The following is a 16,576-nucleotide window of genomic DNA, read 5'->3' as shown; positions in this document are numbered from 1 at the left end:
GCTACATGGCCGAGTCTAAAGCCGGTGAATTGTTGCTTGCGGTGGGCATTCCTCTTGAACAGCACTTTGGTTTGATGAGCGAAGTGGCACCAGGTTGGAAACTGCGTGTGCTATTGGCGCAAGTTTTGTTTGCTGAACCACACATCATGCTGCTTGACGAACCAACCAACAACTTGGATATGGATACCATTCGCTGGCTAGAAGATACGCTAAACCAACGTAACTGCACCATGATCATCATCTCGCACGACCGTCACTTCTTAAACAGCGTATGTACACATATGGCTGACTTGGATTATGGTGAACTACGTCTTTACGCGGGTAACTATGACGAGTACATGACGGCAGCATCGCAAGCGCGTGCTCGTCTGCTCTCTGATAATGCTAAGAAGAAAGCACAGATTGCTGAACTGCAAACTTTCGTTGCACGCTTTTCTGCGAACGCATCTAAAGCGAAGCAAGCGACGTCACGAGCTAAGCAGATTGACAAGATCCAATTGGACGAAGTTAAAGCGTCTAGCCGCCAAAACCCTTTCATTCGTTTTGAACAATCGAAAGAGTTGTTCCGCAACGCGTTAGAAGTTGAAAACCTTAGCCAAGGTTTTGAAAACGATCTATTCAGTAACTTCAACGCCATTTTTGAAGTAGGCGAACGCGTAGCGATCATTGGTGAAAACGGCGTCGGTAAAACAACACTGCTTAACACCTTAGCAGGTGTACTTGAGCCTCGTAGCGGCAGCTATAAATGGTCTGAAAACGCAAATATTGGTTACTACGCTCAAGATCACGCGCACGATTTTGCCGAAGATATGAACCTGTTTGACTGGATGAGCCAATGGCGTCAAGAAGGGGATGACGAGCAAGTGATCCGCAGCTTCTTAGGGCGCATGTTGTTTGGCCAAGATGACATCAAGAAATCTGTTAAGGTCATCTCTGGTGGTGAACAAGGTCGTATGTTGCTTGGTAAACTAATGATGCATAAGCCAAACATGCTGTTGATGGATGAGCCAACCAACCACATGGACATGGAATCGATCGAATCGCTCAACACGGCGTTGGAGAACTACAAAGGGACTCTGTTCTTCGTATCTCACGACCGCGTATTTGTGGACTCACTGGCAACGCGCATCATTGAAATTCGTGATAACAAACTGACCGATTTCAAAGGCACTTATGCTGAATTCTTGAAATCTCGTGGCGTAAACTAATCCACGGTTTACTCTTAAGAAAAGGCTTCCTGCGGGAGGCCTTTTTAATGCCTGCAATCTGGAACGAGCCAAAAAATAGAGTGCATTAAAATGGAGCACACGTTCCAATTTGGTGCGCTTCTTATGAATGCGTTCATTCTTCCATCATGCAACAACTCCCTTGATATTTATATAATTCACTCTATTTCAATAAGTTATTTGATATTGAAAAGTTATTGATTCATTTGTTTATTTTGGAATGTATTTTGCTTTAAGGCTGTTCAATACCAATAACTCACTATATTGGTGAGAAAATAATCAAGTAGCACAGGATTGGTGCACAACATTTCAATGGAGAATCACTAAGATGACTCAAACCGTAAGTCAGGTTCAAGGTGCCGTACAAGCCCTGACTCAAAGTTCTGATACGCTATTTTTGCTGCTCGGAGCAATCATGGTGTTTTTAATGCACGCCGGATTTGCCTTTCTTGAGGTGGGGACTGTGCGTAAAAAGAACCAAGTGAACGCGCTGGTAAAAATTCTCGCCGATTTCGGTATTTCTACGATCGCCTATTTTTTTATCGGTTACTGGATAGCCTACGGCGCTCATTTCTTTGCTGATGCACAAACCCTTGCCCAAGGGAACGGCTATCATCTAGTTAAGTTCTTTTTTCTATTGACGTTTGCCGCCGCTATTCCTGCTATCGTTTCTGGAGGCATTGCCGAGCGCGCTCGGTTTTACCCCATTCTCATTGCTACTTTTTTCACCGTTGGGGTTGTTTATCCGCTGTTTGAGGGAATGATTTGGAATGGCAATTATGGCGTGCAAAGCTGGTTTGAAGCTAAATTCGGTGCTGGTTTTCACGATTTCGCTGGTTCGGTGGTCGTGCATGCGGTCGGCGGATGGATTGCATTCATCGCTGTCATGTTTCTAGGAATGCGTAAGGGAAGAGTACGTGCAGGAAAGCACACCAACTTTGCTCCATCCAACATTCCGTTCCTAGCACTGGGCGCGTGGATCCTTTGTGTGGGCTGGTTTGGTTTTAACGTCATGTCAGCGCAAACATTAAATGGAATTAGTGGATTAGTCGCGATGAACTCTTTAATGGCCATGACTGGTGGTATTTTAGCAGCGTTAATTGTCGGAAAAAATGACCCTGGCTTTATCCACAATGGTCCTCTAGCGGGATTAGTCGCGGTGTGTGCAGGATCGGACTTGATGCACCCACTGGGTGCCTTAGTGACGGGAGTGGTAGCGGGTGCTTTATTTGTTTGGTTGTTCACTCAACTACAAAACCGAACGAGAATAGACGATGTATTAGGTGTATGGCCATTACATGGTGTTTGTGGTGCATGGGGCGGGATTGCCGCTGGTATTTTTGGCCAATCATCACTCGGCGGCCTAGGTGGTGTCAGCCTCGCCGTTCAACTACTAGGAACCTTATTGGGTATTTCAGTGGCAGTATTAGGTGCCGCAATCGTTTATGGCTCTCTCAATGTATTGACTGGATTGCGTTTATCTGAAGAAGACGAATTTAACGGCGCGGATTTGGCTATTCATAAAATCTCCGCCATTAACGAAGATTGATTACATATAGACCGAAGTCGCGGGGTACTTCGGTCTATTTCATAGCTCGGTTTATGTCACAGAAAATAAGCAATCAATGGCCATTTTATACTATGGTCTAACCCTCAAAACTACTGTTGTTATTGCATCGGTGCTAAGCTAGCAAAAAAGTGTGCAATAAGGACATAGTATGAATTTCCCTTACAAGAATATCGTGATCCTCACGGGGGCAGGCATTTCAGCGGAATCAGGCATCAAAACATTTCGTGCTCAAGATGGGTTATGGGAAAGCCATAAAATAGAGGATGTCGCGACCCCTGAAGGTTTCGCACGTGATCCCGATCTCGTACAGGATTTCTATAATCAGCGTCGTCGAAAACTCCAATCTGAATCAATACAACCTAACGCTGCCCACATCGCGCTTGGTAAATTAGAGCAAGAGCTAGAGGGAAACGTAACGATTATTACGCAGAATATTGATAACCTTCATGAGCGGGGTGGTAGCAAACAGGTGATTCATATGCACGGTGAGCTGCTTAAAGCACGCTGCAGCGTTTCTAACCAAGTAATAGAGCATAAAGACGACATTCTGAGCGGAGAGCTTTGTCATTGCTGTCAAATACCAGCTCAAATGCGACCTCATATTGTTTGGTTTGGCGAAATGCCACTACGCATGGGCGATATTTATTCAGCACTCGAGACGGCTGATCTTTTTATCTCTATCGGTACATCGGGCGTTGTTTATCCTGCTGCAGGCTTTGTTCATGATGCCAGAATGCACGGCGCGCACACCATTGAGATCAACTTAGAGCCCAGTGCCGTTGAAAGTGAGTTTGAGGAAAAACGCTACGGTAAAGCCAGTATTGAAGTTCCGCGGTTAGTGGAAGAGATATTAGGGTTAGAAATGCCAAAAAAGAAACACGCCTAGAGTAGGCGTGTTATCTAAACATTGAATATGATCAATTATTTACTTTGAGCTTCTGGAAGTATTCGTCGTACAACACATTCGCTTCTCCCACCTCATCTTGCCAAAACCCGCTGTCCATCACAGATTGTGGAGGGAAGATATTAGGATCATTGGCGAAAGATTTGGGTAACAGTGAATAGGCTGTTTTAACGGGAGTTGGGTAACCAATTTCTAATGCGATTTTTGCTGCATTCTCAGGGCGCAATAAGAAATCAATCATCTTATGAGCCGCATCAACGTTTTTGGCCCCGGCCGGAATGGATATGCTATCCATCCAGAAAATCGCGCCTTTTTCTGGCCAAATAATGTCAATTGAAGCGCCTTCTTGGCGGGCCATATACGCCGAGCCATTCCATAACATACCTAAAGAAACTTCACCCGCTAAAAAAGGGTTTGCCGGAAAGTCGGAGTTGAACACTAACACGTTTGGAATCAGTTTTTTAAGCTCTTCATAGGCCGCTTTAATTTCGTCAGGATCCGTCGTATTAGGTGAGTAACCAAGCTTACTCAGTGCAATATGGAACACTTCACGAGCATCGTCCATCATCATCAACTGACCTTCCCATTTAGCATCCCATAAGTCGCCCCAGTTTTTGATCAGTGATTTATCAAGCATATCGGTATTAATACCAATCCCCGTTGCGCCCCAGATATAAGGGATAGAAAATTTGTTGTTTGGGTCGAACGATTTATTGAGATAGTTAGAATCAAGATCAGCAAAATGAGAAAGCTTAGCGTGGTCAATCTCCTGCAACATGCCTTCTTTACGCATTTTAGAAACAAAGTAGGTGGATGGCACGACAAGATCGTAGCCGGAACCTTGAGTCTTTAATTTGGCATACATGCTTTCATTAGACTCATAGGTTGAGTAAATGACTTTAATTCCTGTCTCTTTGGTGAAATCTTCGAGAACGTCGTGGGGGATATATTCAGACCAGTTGTAAAAATAAAGCTCTTGATCTGCAGCCATTGCAGGCGTAGTGAATAGAGTTGCTGCGCAAATAGCGCCAGCATACAGTGTGCTTTTCATTACGTTTCCATTTTAGTCGGTGCCAAAGCTTAACTAGGCAAGGGTGCGTGATACGAAAGTGCAAAGTATACCAGTTTTAACGAAAATAGGCAGCTAGTGCTGCCTATTTCATACTTTTTGCGGAATTATTGACCCGCTTTTAACTTCATAAAGTAATCTTCATACTGCACAGTTTTTTCACCAACGGCAGATTGCCATTCAACACGATCTAAATCATCTTGAGATGGGAAAAGAGCAGGGCTGTCTTTAAATTTCTCATTAGACGCTTTCACGCCGGTTAAATAACCCGTGTCGCGAGAAATTTGTTCTGCAATTTCTGGACGTAGCAAGAAGTCGATCATCTTATGTGCGGCTTCTACGTTTTTGGCACCAGAACTGATAGCAAAGTTGTCAACCCAACCGATACCGCCTTCTTTAGGGAAAACAAGCTTAATTGGCAAGCCTTCTTTTTGCGCCGCTGCAGCAGAGCCATTCCACAGCATACCTAAGCCAACTTCACCAGAGAGGTAAGGAGCGGCAGGGTTATCTGAGTTAAATACCAATACATTGGGCATTAGTTTTTGCAGCTCAGCGTAGGCCTCATCAATTTGCTTTTCATCCGTAGTGTTACCTGAGTAACCTAACTTACGAAGGGCAATGTGGAATACCTCACGAGTATCATCCATCAACATTAGCTGGCCTTTCAACTCTGGGTTCCATAGGTCACCCCAGCTTTGGAAATCATTGGGATCATACATATCGGTATTAACCGCAAGCCCAGTGATAGCAACCACGTGTGGAATTGAATAATCATTATTTGGATCGTAAGGTTTATTCAAATAGTTGTTATCAAGGTTTTTAAAGTTGCTTAATTTAGACTTATCAATCTTTTGTAACATACCTTCATCGCGCATTTTAGAAACGAAGTAGGTGGATGGAACAACAAGATCATAACCTTGGTTGTGAGTTTTTAGCTTTGCATACAGGGTTTCATTTGATTCATAAGTTGAATAAATGACCTTGATGCCGGTCTCTTTTGTAAACTGCTCTAGAAGACCACTGTTAATGTACGGCCCCCAGTTCATGAATACTAGTTCCTTGTTTTCATCCGCTGTTACTGCTCCAGAGAACAAAGAAAGCGCACATGCACTACCAGCTAATAGAGTAGCCCATTTTTTCATTGACGTTAGCTCCAAACCAAACGTTGCCTATTTTTAGGCGTTAGATAGAAAAACAGAATGACGATTTGTCATTCTGTTTCGCGTAATGTATTACAAGATGTCGATTCTACTTCACTTTTTCCCTTGCTAACAACTGTGATGTGATTACTAGAGCCAATGAGACAACTAACATCACGGTCGCCAGAGCGTTAACTTCTGGGGAAATGCCAACTTTAACCATAGAATAAATCTTCAATGGTAAAATCTCGTAAGTAGGGCCGGTTACAAACGAGCTAATGATCACATCATCTAATGACAGTGTGAAACTCAGCAACCAACCAGCCGCAACTGCCGGTTTCGCTAATGGCAAAATGATTTTGGTCAAAATCACCCATTCGCCAGCACCGAGATCTTTGGCAGCTTCGAGCATCTTTACATCAAATCCGTTGAGGCGACTGTAAACAGTCACAACAACGAAAGGTAAGCAGAATGTAATGTGTGCAATCAACAAAGTAAGAAAACCTAGCTGAGCACCTAACACTAAGAATAGCGCAAGTAGCGAAATTGCCATGACAATATCTGGGGACATCATCACAACAAACAACATACCATTAACTGCACGTTTACCTTTAAATTGATAACGAAAAAGGGCTACAGCAGTTAAACTGCCAATCAGCGTCGCTGCTGTGGCTGAAAAAACCGCTACATTCAGCGAGTGCCATGCGGCCTGAACTAAGCTGTCGTTTGCAACTAAAGCGTGGTACCACTTGGTAGTGAAACCGCCCCATTTAATACCAAATTTGTTGTCATTAAATGAGTTTACAATCAGCACTATGATCGGTAGGTATAGAAATACATACACTAAACTCATAAAGCTAAATCTAACTGTTTTGCCCATTAGTCTAGCTCCACTTTCTTATTCAATAACTTACCAGCACGATAGTATGCATAAAGCATTACAGCCATCGCCAGAGTCAAGGCAATGCTGGTCGCGGCGCCAAATGGCCAATCACGAGCATTCAATACTTGGCTCTTAATCACGTTACCAATCAGTAGGTTTTTCGCACCACCGAGTAAGTCAGCAATATAGAACATACCTAATGCTGGCAGTAACACCAATAAGCAGCCCCCGATGATACCCGGCATGGTCAATGGCAATACTACCTTGAGCAAAGTTTGAAGCTTATTTGCCCCTAGATCTCGCGCGGCTTCAATGTAGGTATCGTCCAATTTTTCAATAGCAGAATAGAGCGGAAGAATCATAAAAGGCAGCAAGATGTAAACCAAGCCAATCATTACCGCTGTCTCGGTGTACATAATACGCAGTGGTTTGTCTATGATGTCTAAAGCCATTAAAGCTTGGTTTAAGATGCCTTGCGTGCCCAGAACTATTTTTAATCCGTAGGTACGAATAAGAGAGTTCGTCCAAAAAGGAACAATCACCAAAAACAGCATAATTGGACGCCATTTTTGTGGCATTTTTGCGACAATGTAGGCAAATGGATAACCAATAACCAAGCAGAGAAGGGTAGCCACAATTGCCATATAGAAAGAGTGCATGAGCACTTTGGCGTAAAGTGGATCCAATAGGCGTGTATAGTTATCAAGCGTGAAGGTCATTTCAATTAAGTTGGCTTCATCGCGAGTCAAAAAGCTAGTACCAATGATCATAACGTTAGGGATTAGCACAAACAGCACTAACCACCCAACAATCAATGTGATAATAGCATTTTGAAGATTAAGCTTCTTGCTCATCATCGAGTACTACCTCCCAGCTTTCAACCCAAGTGATAGCGACTTTCTGGCCGAGAGAATGGTCCACATCAGGATCATCTTCGTTAAAAAATTCGCTAACCGTCACGCGCATGCCTGATTCTTCCAATTCGACTACAGATTCTAGAGTCATGCCTTTGTAGGTACGTTCTGTCACGTGTCCAACAATGCCTTTTTCTTCTGACTCTTTAATCTCTTCGATGCGAAGATCTTCAGGACGCAGCAAAACTTGTAGTTTGTGTCCGGGTTGTACATTTTGATCGTGGTAAACCACCGCTTCAACACCTTCGATATGTGCACGAATACGCTTATCGTCAATTCGTTCAATCGTTTCAGCATTAAATACGTTGATCTCACCGATGAAGCGAGCAACAAATAGGTTTTTAGGGTCTTCGTAAATTTCACGTGGAGAGCCATCTTGCTCAATTTTCCCTTCACGCATAACAATAATGCGATCCGACATTGATAAAGCTTCTTCTTGATCGTGCGTAACGAAGATAAAGGTGATCCCAAGCTGACGTTGAAGCTGCTTAAGCTCCATTTGCATCTGCTTACGCAGTTTATAGTCAAGCGCGGATAAAGATTCGTCTAGCAACAGAACCTTAGGTTTATTAACAACGGCACGCGCGATGGCGATACGTTGTTGTTGACCACCAGAAAGTTGACTTGGTTTACGCTGGGCCATCGCGTCGAGACGTACCATCCGCAGTGCTTCCATCACACGGGGTTCAACGTCCGCCGTTGGCACTTTTTGCATACGCAAACCAAACGCGACATTTTCAAATACTGTCATATGTGGGAAAAGTGCATAGCTTTGAAAGACGGTGTTAACGTGTCTCTGTTCAGCAGGAACTTTTGTAACATCTTGATTATCAAGAGTAATTGAACCTTGATCTGCGGTTTCAAAACCTGCAATCATTCTTAGTACTGTTGTTTTACCACAGCCAGAAGGACCAAGTATCGTTAAGAATTCGCCATGATTAACATCAAGGTTTAGGTTGCCAATGATTTCCTTACCATCGAAACTTTTACTGATACCAGAAAGACGAACTACTGGTTTTCCTACTGATTTTTTTACGTTCAACGTCTGTTTTTCTCCCACCTTGGTCTATAGGGATGCCTATCTTACGACCTGTCGCTATACACAATTGAGGCGCGCATCATAATCACCAAAAGAGTGAATTCAAAGCGTTTTCTTATATTGATACAGAAAAAGTTTTGTAGGTAGCAGTAAAGATTGATTACCATACAGAACTAACTAACTGTTCAATGCTTTCAAGTGGTTAATTATCAACCAAACACATAATAATGCAAGATCAGATTAGGCTTCTGATTTTGGACTAGAGTGTATTGCAGTATAATGACAATAACTTTGTGACCCAAATACAGGCAACTTGCTTTTCCGTTGCCTAGGACATTTTATGAATAATGATATTGAAAAAGATTTCAATTTAGGCGGTAGTGTAGAGCATGCGCTCAAGGGAGATTACGAGCTAAAAGTCAACGCCGTGCTCAAAGAGGCATGGGATTGTACGATCAAGCAATTTATCTCCTTTTCTCCTTCCATCGTGATTCTTTTATTTGTGCAGCTTGCGATCTTCTATATTGCTTTAAAATTGCAACTGGGTGATCCATCACTAATCTTGGATGCGTTAGAAACACCAGAAGCTTTCACAGGCAATATTGTGCAAGCTATTTTTGTGGCTAATTTTAGCTATGAGGTCGTTAGTGCACCTATTTATGCTGGCGTGAGCTTGATGGCGATGAGTCATGTCGCTGGGTTAAGAACACAGCCAAGACATATAGGTAAGGGATTACAGTTCACCATCCCAGTGATTTTAGCAACGCTATTCAGCTTATTACTGCAAGGTGTAGCAGGAATGATTTTTCCATTGCTATCAATGTATTTGAGTATTGCGTTTAGCCAATCCATCTTATTGATCTGCGAAAAACGGGTTCCACCTATGCAATCACTGCTATTATCCTTACGCGCAGTCAATAAAAAAATCGTTCCTATTGCCGTGATTTATTCCGTGATCATGCTGATGTTCGTTGCCGCCGCGCTCTTTTATGGGATAGGTTTCATTTTTGTATTACCTTTCTTCTTCCATGCTAAAGGGATTATTTATCGTAATATGTTCGGCATCAAACTAAAGATCATAGCGACTAATCAATCCGACAATAATCCAAATTCTCAGGTGTTCAATGCGTAAAATAATCTTACTTACCGCCATCTCGCTCGTGGTTGTGAGTTGCAGCGTTTATTACGTCAAGCAAACCTCAACCGAGACGACTTACAAAAGTGACATTCCATCTTTGCAAGGTGCAAGAGCTATTGGCAAAGCGCCTGACTTCTCAGCCATCGATGATGTGAATGAGAAAAAGCATGCTTTTTTTTCTTTCTTAAAACCAGGGATAGCTTGGGAAAATTTACGTGTTTTGCGAGAGCGTGAAATATTAGAGAGGATTGCACAACATCATCTAAGCAATCAGATAGCCAAAAGTGACTATAGTGAGGCGCAAAAACTCTCTAAGCGATATGAAGTACCGATTCCTGCGGAAGGCATCACTAGCGCCTGGTTAGAAAACATGCTGCATCGAGTTGACGTTTTACCCGAAGCGTTAGTCTTGACCCAGGCAGCGAATGAATCAGCTTGGGGAACCTCTCGCTTTGCAACTGAAGGAAACAACTATTTCGGTCAATGGTGTTACAGTGTAGGGTGCGGGTTGGTACCTTTGCAACGAGTGGAAGGTATGACTCACGAAGTGGCGAGTTTTGGTTCTGTTCAAGAGTCAATCCACGGTTACTTCATGAATGTTAACCGCAACTCCGCTTATCATGATTTACGAGAGATTCGTTTTCGATTAAGAAAAAATAATGCCGATTTATTGAGTGCCGATAGTGCCATGGAGATGACCAATGGCTTACTGAAATACTCAGAGCGCGGAGAAGCTTATGTGCAAGATCTTCAATCTATGATGCGTCACAATCAGCCTTTCTGGACAGAATAATAATGAAAAAAAGAACACTTACCTTATTACTGACAACGCTATGCCTTGCTAACGCATTTCCCGTTAACGCTCAAGAGTATATGTTTACATACTCCAAGTTGTTTTCAGCAATGAAAAATAACGTGAAAGAAGAGTACCCCAATGTCAAAGTCGCTTATTATTTCCTTAATGCCAATACCAAGCAGCTCTGCCCAATAGAGAAGGCTTGGATGGAAAAAGAAAAGCACTATGAAGCGTTGAAAGTCAGTAGCAACCACGAGCTACTACTTCCTTTAGACGATCATTTACGGCAAGCGAATCCGTTAGTGTTTGTCGATACTCCTCAAGATATGCGTTGTGACTTTTCGACTGTTGTTATGGCAAAAGAGCAGTTCAAAGGAGAAATATCTTACCAGCAGGTCGCCATCTTATTACCTCAGATGCAAAAATTACTGGAAGAGCTCGGCGGGATGTTTGCGAGTTGGTTCACACCCGATGTTTCTGGTGTCACACTCGAATTTGCCAATAATTTGAATTCGGTCATTCAGTTGAGTAACGGCGAAACCATTAACATAGAAAATGGCAAAGCCCAAGTGGATCTCAGTCAACTGGGTGAAGGTGGATCGATGCAGTTACCACAAGAAACGGTTCGCGTGTTACCTTATCTTCCCAAAGCAAAACATTAGACATGTTGGGCTAATATCAATAGGGCTGCATTCGCAGCCCTTACTCGTTTTATCTTTGTAGGAATATCAAAGATTGGTGACATCCAACTTCAAACTAGGATCAAACTCCATCACGCTATCCTCATCTTCGAGCGCTAGGATTGGCATCTCTTCTTTATCAAAACCAATGTCGCCGCCATTAATAACGCCTGAATCACGGTTAATCGACTTAAAGTCAAACAACTTGAAATCAGCCAAATGGCTAGGCACTACATTTTGCATTGCACTAAACATGGTCTCGATGCGCCCAGGGAACTGTTTATCCCAGCCATTTAGCATTTGCTTAATGTTTTGACGTTGCATGTTTGGCTGAGAGCCACATAGATTACATGGAATAATCGGATACTCTCGCATGTTCGCATATTTGATAATGTCTTTTTCACGACAGTAGGCTAGAGGGCGAATTACCACATGTTCACCGTTATCAGACACAAGTTTAGGTGGCATTCCTTTGATCTTTCCACCATAAAACATGTTCAAAAATAGCGTTTCTAGAATGTCGTCACGGTGATGGCCTAACGCAATTTTCGTCGCACCGAGTTCTTTGGCTGTACGGTACAAAATGCCGCGGCGTAAGCGTGAACAAAGTGAGCAGGTGGTTTTCCCTTCAGGGATCTTATCTTGAACAATAGAATACGTGTCTTCTTCAATAATTTTATATTCAACGCCTAGCTGCTCTAAGTACTGCGGCAGAATGTGTTCAGGAAATCCGGGCTGTTTTTGATCAAGATTCACGGCAATAAGCTCAAAGCTAACAGGGGCACTTTTCTGAAGGCTCATTAGAATATCCAGCATGGTAAAGCTATCTTTACCGCCAGAAAGACATACCATAATACGGTCGCCATCTTCAATCATATTAAAGTCAGCAATGGCTTGACCCGTATTACGACGGATACGCTTCTGAAGTTTATTGAAATTATATTGTTGAGCTTTGGTGCGCTCTTGAATTTGCTCAGTCATCAGTGTCTGGTCTTTAATCTTTAAAACAAAATAGAGTGCGTATGATACGGATAAATAGCGCAGATGCCAGATCTAACAAGTAAGGAAGATAAAAAATCCCCCTCGTCTATGACAAGGGGGATCGATGATAGATCGGGCTATTTTAAATAGAGGTTTTAGGATCTAAAGGGCTCACGTAGCCATGCGGCTTTAATGCTAAAACATCACAGTTAATTTTATCAATGACTTGTTCTGCCGTGTTGCCAATAAATACTGCCGATAACCCTGTACGCCCCGTCGTACCAAGAATAACCATCGCCGCATTGAGCTTTTCGGCTGCTTGAGGAATGACGTCTTCAGGCAAGCCTTGTTCTACAAGTGTTTGCGATTCATCTATACCATGCTTTTGTCGCAATGCCTTCATTGCCATCAAGTGGTGACCACGAACAGCATCAGTGTAGGTCATTGGATCAAACTCTGGCAGCTCAATGGTAATATTCGCTGGCGTAATAGGGTATGAATTCACCAGATAAGGTGTCGCACCTAAACGAGTGGTGAGGCTTTTTAGTTGTTCAACCATGCAATCATTTAAATCAATATGAGCCGGATTTTCTGACCCCACATGTACCGAAGCGATTATATTCGCATTCTGTGGCCAATCTGAATTTTTAACCAATAGCACTGGAGTTGGGCATTTACGCAATAAGTGCCAATCTGTCGGTGTAAAAATAACGGATTCCAGGACATCATGCTTGCGCGTCCCTTTGATCAGAATGTCATGTTCTCCGTAAAAAATCTCAGCAATAATCGCTTCATAAGGGCGGTTATGCCACACCACTTTCACTTCAAATTGGATCGAACTATCAATATACGGTTCAGCTACTTTCCTCATCCATTGCTCGCGCTGATGGATAACACCACGTCGCATAGCATCACGTTCGTCAACAGAGAGCATCGACGTCATGTCATAAGAGAAATCATAAATAGATAGAAAAAAGGTAATGTGACTGGAAGAGGTGCTTTGTTGTGCTAGCTGTATAGCTCTGGCAAGGGCGGGTTGTTCATCGTGGTTGATGTCAGCGACCACCAAAATCTTGTTATAAATACTCATATCGACTCCTTAATTGTGGAGGAGGGCGTTAGAGTTACTTTAGCTCATAACCAACGAGAATTTTAGAAAAAAAGAGAGTTTTTAACAGAAGTATGACGTAGCTCATTTAAGAGCTACCTCATTGAAGTTACTTAGTTTCTTTAGATACGCCTGCCAGTTCCATGAGTTGGTCATGGTCAAGGATTGTGATGTATTTGCCTTTAACGCTAAGGATTTCAGACTTCTGAAAACGGCCGAGTAGACGACTGATCGTTTCAACAGTGAGACCAAGGTAGTTACCGATATCACCACGAGTCATTGTCAGACGAAACTCTCTAGGACTAAAGCCGCGCTGAGAGAAACGAGTCGACAAGTTATAAAGAAAAGCCGCTAATCTTTCTTCTGCATTCTTTTTAGATAGCAGAAGAATCATCTCTTGGTCGCCCTTAATTTCATTACTCATCAAGCGCATAATTTGTTGACGTAACTTAGGCATTTTACCCGAAAGATCATCAAGAATTTCGTAGGGTATTTCGCATACCATTGATGTTTCTAGAGCCTGAGCAAAGCTAGGATGAGAATCATCAGTGATCGCGTCAAAACCAACTAAATCACCCGCTAAATGAAACGCAGTGATTTGTTCATCACCTTGCTCAGTAATGGTATAACTTTTAATTGTACCTGAGCGAATAGCGTAGAGAGACTTAAGGTCGTCACCAGCTTTAAATAGCTCTTGGCCCTTTTGGATAGGTTTTTTACGCTCAATAATTTGATCAAGTTGATCAAGTTCAGATTCATTGAGAGTAAAAGGAATACAAAGCTGGCTAATGCTGCAATCTTGACAGTGAATTGCACAACCACCAGATTGAATGCGCTTTGCCGCTGGCTTATCAGAAATCATAACAACCTTTCACTTTTTGATGTACATCAATATTTTAGCACCCATTACCCCTAAAGGATAGCGAAAAAAGATGCCATAAATCAGACAGCTACCACGTAGATGATAAAATACTCACGGCTCCATAACCCGTGTATAGACCATAGAGTATGATAAAAATCGCAGCAAAATGACGAAATATGAATGATTGTTGAATGTTCTTCAAACGGGTCGCGCCATAACCAACAAGAAGCATCGCAGGTAAGGTTCCCAGACCAAAAGAGGCCATAACCAGTGCCCCTGACAGTGCACTACCGGACACAACAGACCAAGTCAGTACCGAGTAAACTAGCCCACAAGGTAACCACCCCCAGATAAACCCAAAAGGGAGAGCGAACCACGTTTTCCTAAGCGGGAGCAATGATTGCCCAAAAGGCGAAATAAAACTCCAGATTTTTTGCCCAACCTTCTCCAGCTTTAACAGACCAAACCACCAACGGCCAACATACAATCCAAGTACAATCATTAGGACTGCCGCAATGAGCCGCAACCAAATCAACGCATGATTAAGTGTAGAAAATTCGGATAGCGAGGCGGCGAGGCCTCCTAATAAACCGCCAAACAGCATATAGCTGGCAATACGCCCAAGGTTGTAAAAAACAAGCAGTATTGGGAGTCGATCACTGCGTTTTTCACCTAAGGTCAAAAGAGAAGCAATTCCGCCACACATTCCCATACAGTGGCCAGCTCCAAGTAAACCGATAAAGAAAGCACCAATCCAATCTGCGGTCATTTTTTCTCTTCTTTTGATGAGGTAAGTTCATCTTCATCAAACAAAATATTGTGTCCTTGGCGTTCTAAATCTTCAAACTGTTCGCTTTTTACTGCCCATAAGAAGATGATGACGGCGATCGTAACCAAAACGATCGCTATGGGGATCAATATATAAAGACTTTCCATCTACTTATCCCTCTTTTTGAGTAGTCGAAGAGAATTAGATACCACAATAATCGAACTCGCCGACATACCCACAACGGCAATGTAAGGAGCAACCAGCCCCGCAACGGCGAGTGGCAAAACAATAATATTGTATCCAAGTGACCACGCTAAATTTTCCCGAATGATTTTGCGAGCTTTTAACGCTAAGCTTCTGGCTTCCAATAATCTGTCGAGTTTATCACCAAGTAAAACCATATCAGCGGATGCTTTTGCGACATCGGTTCCACCACCCATAGCGACTGATAAGTGCGCACCAGCAAGCGTTGGCGCATCATTAATGCCATCGCCAATCATCATGGTGATATCATCATCTGGTAACGACTTTAAGTAACTCAGTTTATCTTCTGGTTTGGCATTCGATACGACAATATCGATGTCCATTTCGGCGGCCACACTTTGTGCATTAAGTTGAGAGTCACCCGTTAATAGCGTGATCTTAATTCCTTCCTGATGGAAACGATCGATAAATTGTTTCGCTTCACTACGGATAGGATCGCGGTACGTGAAGGTCGCAATGTGTTGCCCGTTGAGCGACAGATAAATACGATTTGCCCGATCGTCACTGATATCGTTCAAAACAAATTCGGCGCTGCCGATACGAACATCGCCACCTAAATATTTACCTTGAATACCAGACCCAATCATATTCTGCACATGCTCAACTCGAAACTCGTCATTACGATATTGCGCAAACGCTCTGGCAATGGGGTGATTGGCATGATGCTCCAAAGCAGCGGCTAGCGCCAAACAATGGTTTTCGTCTATATCACCATGCAACTCAACGTCACTAATTTCGATATCACCACGGGTCAACGTTCCCGTTTTATCAATAATCAAATGGTTAACTTTGCAAAGTGTTTCAAAGACATGGTTTTTTCTCAATAAAATACCAAAGTCACCCATTCGTGATGTAGCGCAAGTGATGGCTGTGGGGGTGGCAAGAGAAAGCGCGCACGGGCAGGTTGCCACCAAGACCGCTAACATGATCCAAAATGCATCTTCAGGTTTTGTCTGGTGCCAATAAAACCAAGTGGCTGCTGCAATAATCAAAATTACAGCCACAAAATATCTCGCGACAATATCAGCAATTTCTGCAATCTTAGGCTTAGACATTTGAGCTTCATCTTGCAGTCTAACAATATTGGAAATAACGGAATCCGCTTTAGATGCAGTGACTTCCAACTCGAAAGACTCATCGCCATTTAATGTACCAGCAAAAACAGCATCACCGACTGTTTTGACAACGGGTACTGATTCACCGGTCAACATTGATTCATTAATATGAATACGCC

At 42.9% G+C, this 16,576-nt stretch carries 17 protein-coding genes; 6 read left to right on the top strand and 11 right to left on the bottom strand.

Annotated elements, in window-relative coordinates; translation table 11 throughout:
* The 3 genes from AACQ21_RS15340 to cobB all read left to right on the top strand — a co-directional run.
* On the top strand, positions 1-1,208 hold a 1,208-nt coding region (locus AACQ21_RS15340), incomplete at its 5' end, for an ATP-binding cassette domain-containing protein (protein WP_105976981.1).
* 346 nt (positions 1,209-1,554) lie between these two features.
* Positions 1,555-2,775, top strand: a complete 1,221-nt coding sequence (locus tag AACQ21_RS15335; RefSeq protein WP_105976980.1) for an ammonium transporter — start codon at positions 1,555-1,557, stop codon at positions 2,773-2,775.
* Positions 2,776-2,944: 169 nt separating this feature from the next.
* The gene (cobB, locus tag AACQ21_RS15330; protein ID WP_105976979.1) at positions 2,945-3,682 is read left to right on the top strand and encodes a Sir2 family NAD+-dependent deacetylase; all 738 of its coding nucleotides are present in this window, start codon (positions 2,945-2,947) and stop codon (positions 3,680-3,682) included.
* 31 nt (positions 3,683-3,713) lie between these two features.
* Here cobB and AACQ21_RS15325 read toward each other — a convergent pair whose 3' ends face one another.
* The 5 genes from AACQ21_RS15325 to potA form a co-directional block, all read right to left on the bottom strand.
* The gene (locus AACQ21_RS15325; protein ID WP_013856881.1) at positions 3,714-4,751 is read right to left on the bottom strand and encodes an extracellular solute-binding protein; all 1,038 of its coding nucleotides are present in this window, start codon (positions 4,749-4,751) and stop codon (positions 3,714-3,716) included.
* A 125-nt stretch (positions 4,752-4,876) separates the two neighbouring features.
* Positions 4,877-5,911 carry an extracellular solute-binding protein gene (locus tag AACQ21_RS15320; RefSeq protein ID WP_029388221.1) on the bottom strand — a complete coding sequence of 345 codons (1,035 nt, stop codon included), beginning with the start codon at positions 5,909-5,911 and terminating at the stop codon, positions 4,877-4,879.
* 106 nt (positions 5,912-6,017) lie between these two features.
* A complete protein-coding gene (gene potC, locus AACQ21_RS15315; protein WP_013856883.1) occupies positions 6,018-6,788 on the bottom strand; it encodes a spermidine/putrescine ABC transporter permease PotC in 771 nt (256 codons plus the stop codon).
* Positions 6,788-7,645: a spermidine/putrescine ABC transporter permease PotB gene (potB, locus tag AACQ21_RS15310; RefSeq protein ID WP_026027331.1), complete on the bottom strand. Its 858-nt coding sequence runs from the start codon at positions 7,643-7,645 to the stop codon at positions 6,788-6,790. The genes potC and potB overlap by 1 nt, the downstream gene beginning before the upstream one ends.
* Complete coding sequence (potA, locus tag AACQ21_RS15305) at positions 7,629-8,765, bottom strand: spermidine/putrescine ABC transporter ATP-binding protein PotA (RefSeq protein ID WP_105976978.1); 1,137 nt, start codon at positions 8,763-8,765, stop codon at positions 7,629-7,631. Before potA ends, potB begins: the two co-directional genes overlap by 17 nt.
* A 319-nt stretch (positions 8,766-9,084) precedes the next feature.
* On the opposite strand from potA, the gene AACQ21_RS15300 reads away from it, so the two are divergent.
* From AACQ21_RS15300 to AACQ21_RS15290, 3 genes are read left to right on the top strand one after another with little or no spacing between them, the layout of a single operon-like run.
* Entirely contained in the window at positions 9,085-9,876 is a 792-nt protein-coding gene (locus tag AACQ21_RS15300) for a membrane protein (protein WP_026028002.1), read from the top strand.
* Positions 9,869-10,675: a glucosaminidase domain-containing protein gene (locus tag AACQ21_RS15295; RefSeq protein ID WP_094125502.1), complete on the top strand. Its 807-nt coding sequence runs from the start codon at positions 9,869-9,871 to the stop codon at positions 10,673-10,675. Before AACQ21_RS15300 ends, AACQ21_RS15295 begins: the two co-directional genes overlap by 8 nt.
* 2 nt (positions 10,676-10,677) lie before the next feature.
* A complete protein-coding gene (locus AACQ21_RS15290; RefSeq protein ID WP_105976977.1) occupies positions 10,678-11,340 on the top strand; it encodes a DUF2987 domain-containing protein in 663 nt (220 codons plus the stop codon).
* Between the two features lie 66 nt (positions 11,341-11,406).
* Here AACQ21_RS15290 and ttcA read toward each other — a convergent pair whose 3' ends face one another.
* The 6 genes from ttcA to AACQ21_RS15260 form a co-directional block, all read right to left on the bottom strand.
* Positions 11,407-12,339: a tRNA 2-thiocytidine(32) synthetase TtcA gene (gene ttcA, locus AACQ21_RS15285; RefSeq protein WP_094164789.1), complete on the bottom strand. Its 933-nt coding sequence runs from the start codon at positions 12,337-12,339 to the stop codon at positions 11,407-11,409.
* 142 nt (positions 12,340-12,481) lie between these two features.
* Positions 12,482-13,429 (bottom strand): universal stress protein UspE, encoded by a 948-nt coding sequence (gene uspE, locus AACQ21_RS15280; RefSeq protein ID WP_105976976.1) that lies wholly within the window; start codon positions 13,427-13,429, stop codon positions 12,482-12,484.
* 127 nt (positions 13,430-13,556) lie between these two features.
* Positions 13,557-14,309: an FNR family transcription factor gene (locus tag AACQ21_RS15275; protein ID WP_010320258.1), complete on the bottom strand. Its 753-nt coding sequence runs from the start codon at positions 14,307-14,309 to the stop codon at positions 13,557-13,559.
* 88 nt (positions 14,310-14,397) lie between these two features.
* The gene (locus AACQ21_RS15270; RefSeq protein WP_105976975.1) at positions 14,398-15,078 is read right to left on the bottom strand and encodes a sulfite exporter TauE/SafE family protein; all 681 of its coding nucleotides are present in this window, start codon (positions 15,076-15,078) and stop codon (positions 14,398-14,400) included.
* On the bottom strand, positions 15,075-15,245 hold the full coding sequence (gene ccoS / locus AACQ21_RS15265) for a cbb3-type cytochrome oxidase assembly protein CcoS (protein ID WP_013856892.1): 171 nt from the start codon (positions 15,243-15,245) through the stop codon (positions 15,075-15,077). Before ccoS ends, AACQ21_RS15270 begins: the two co-directional genes overlap by 4 nt.
* A partial coding sequence (locus tag AACQ21_RS15260; RefSeq protein ID WP_146127542.1) for a heavy metal translocating P-type ATPase occupies positions 15,246-16,576 on the bottom strand: 1,331 nt, incomplete at its 5' end.

The sequence above is a fragment of the Vibrio sp. V01_P9A10T6 genome (genome assembly GCF_963877065.1).
In the GTDB taxonomy this organism is placed as follows: Bacteria; Pseudomonadota; Gammaproteobacteria; order Enterobacterales; family Vibrionaceae; genus Vibrio; species Vibrio anguillarum.
This window is presented reverse-complemented; position numbering and strand designations above follow the sequence as displayed.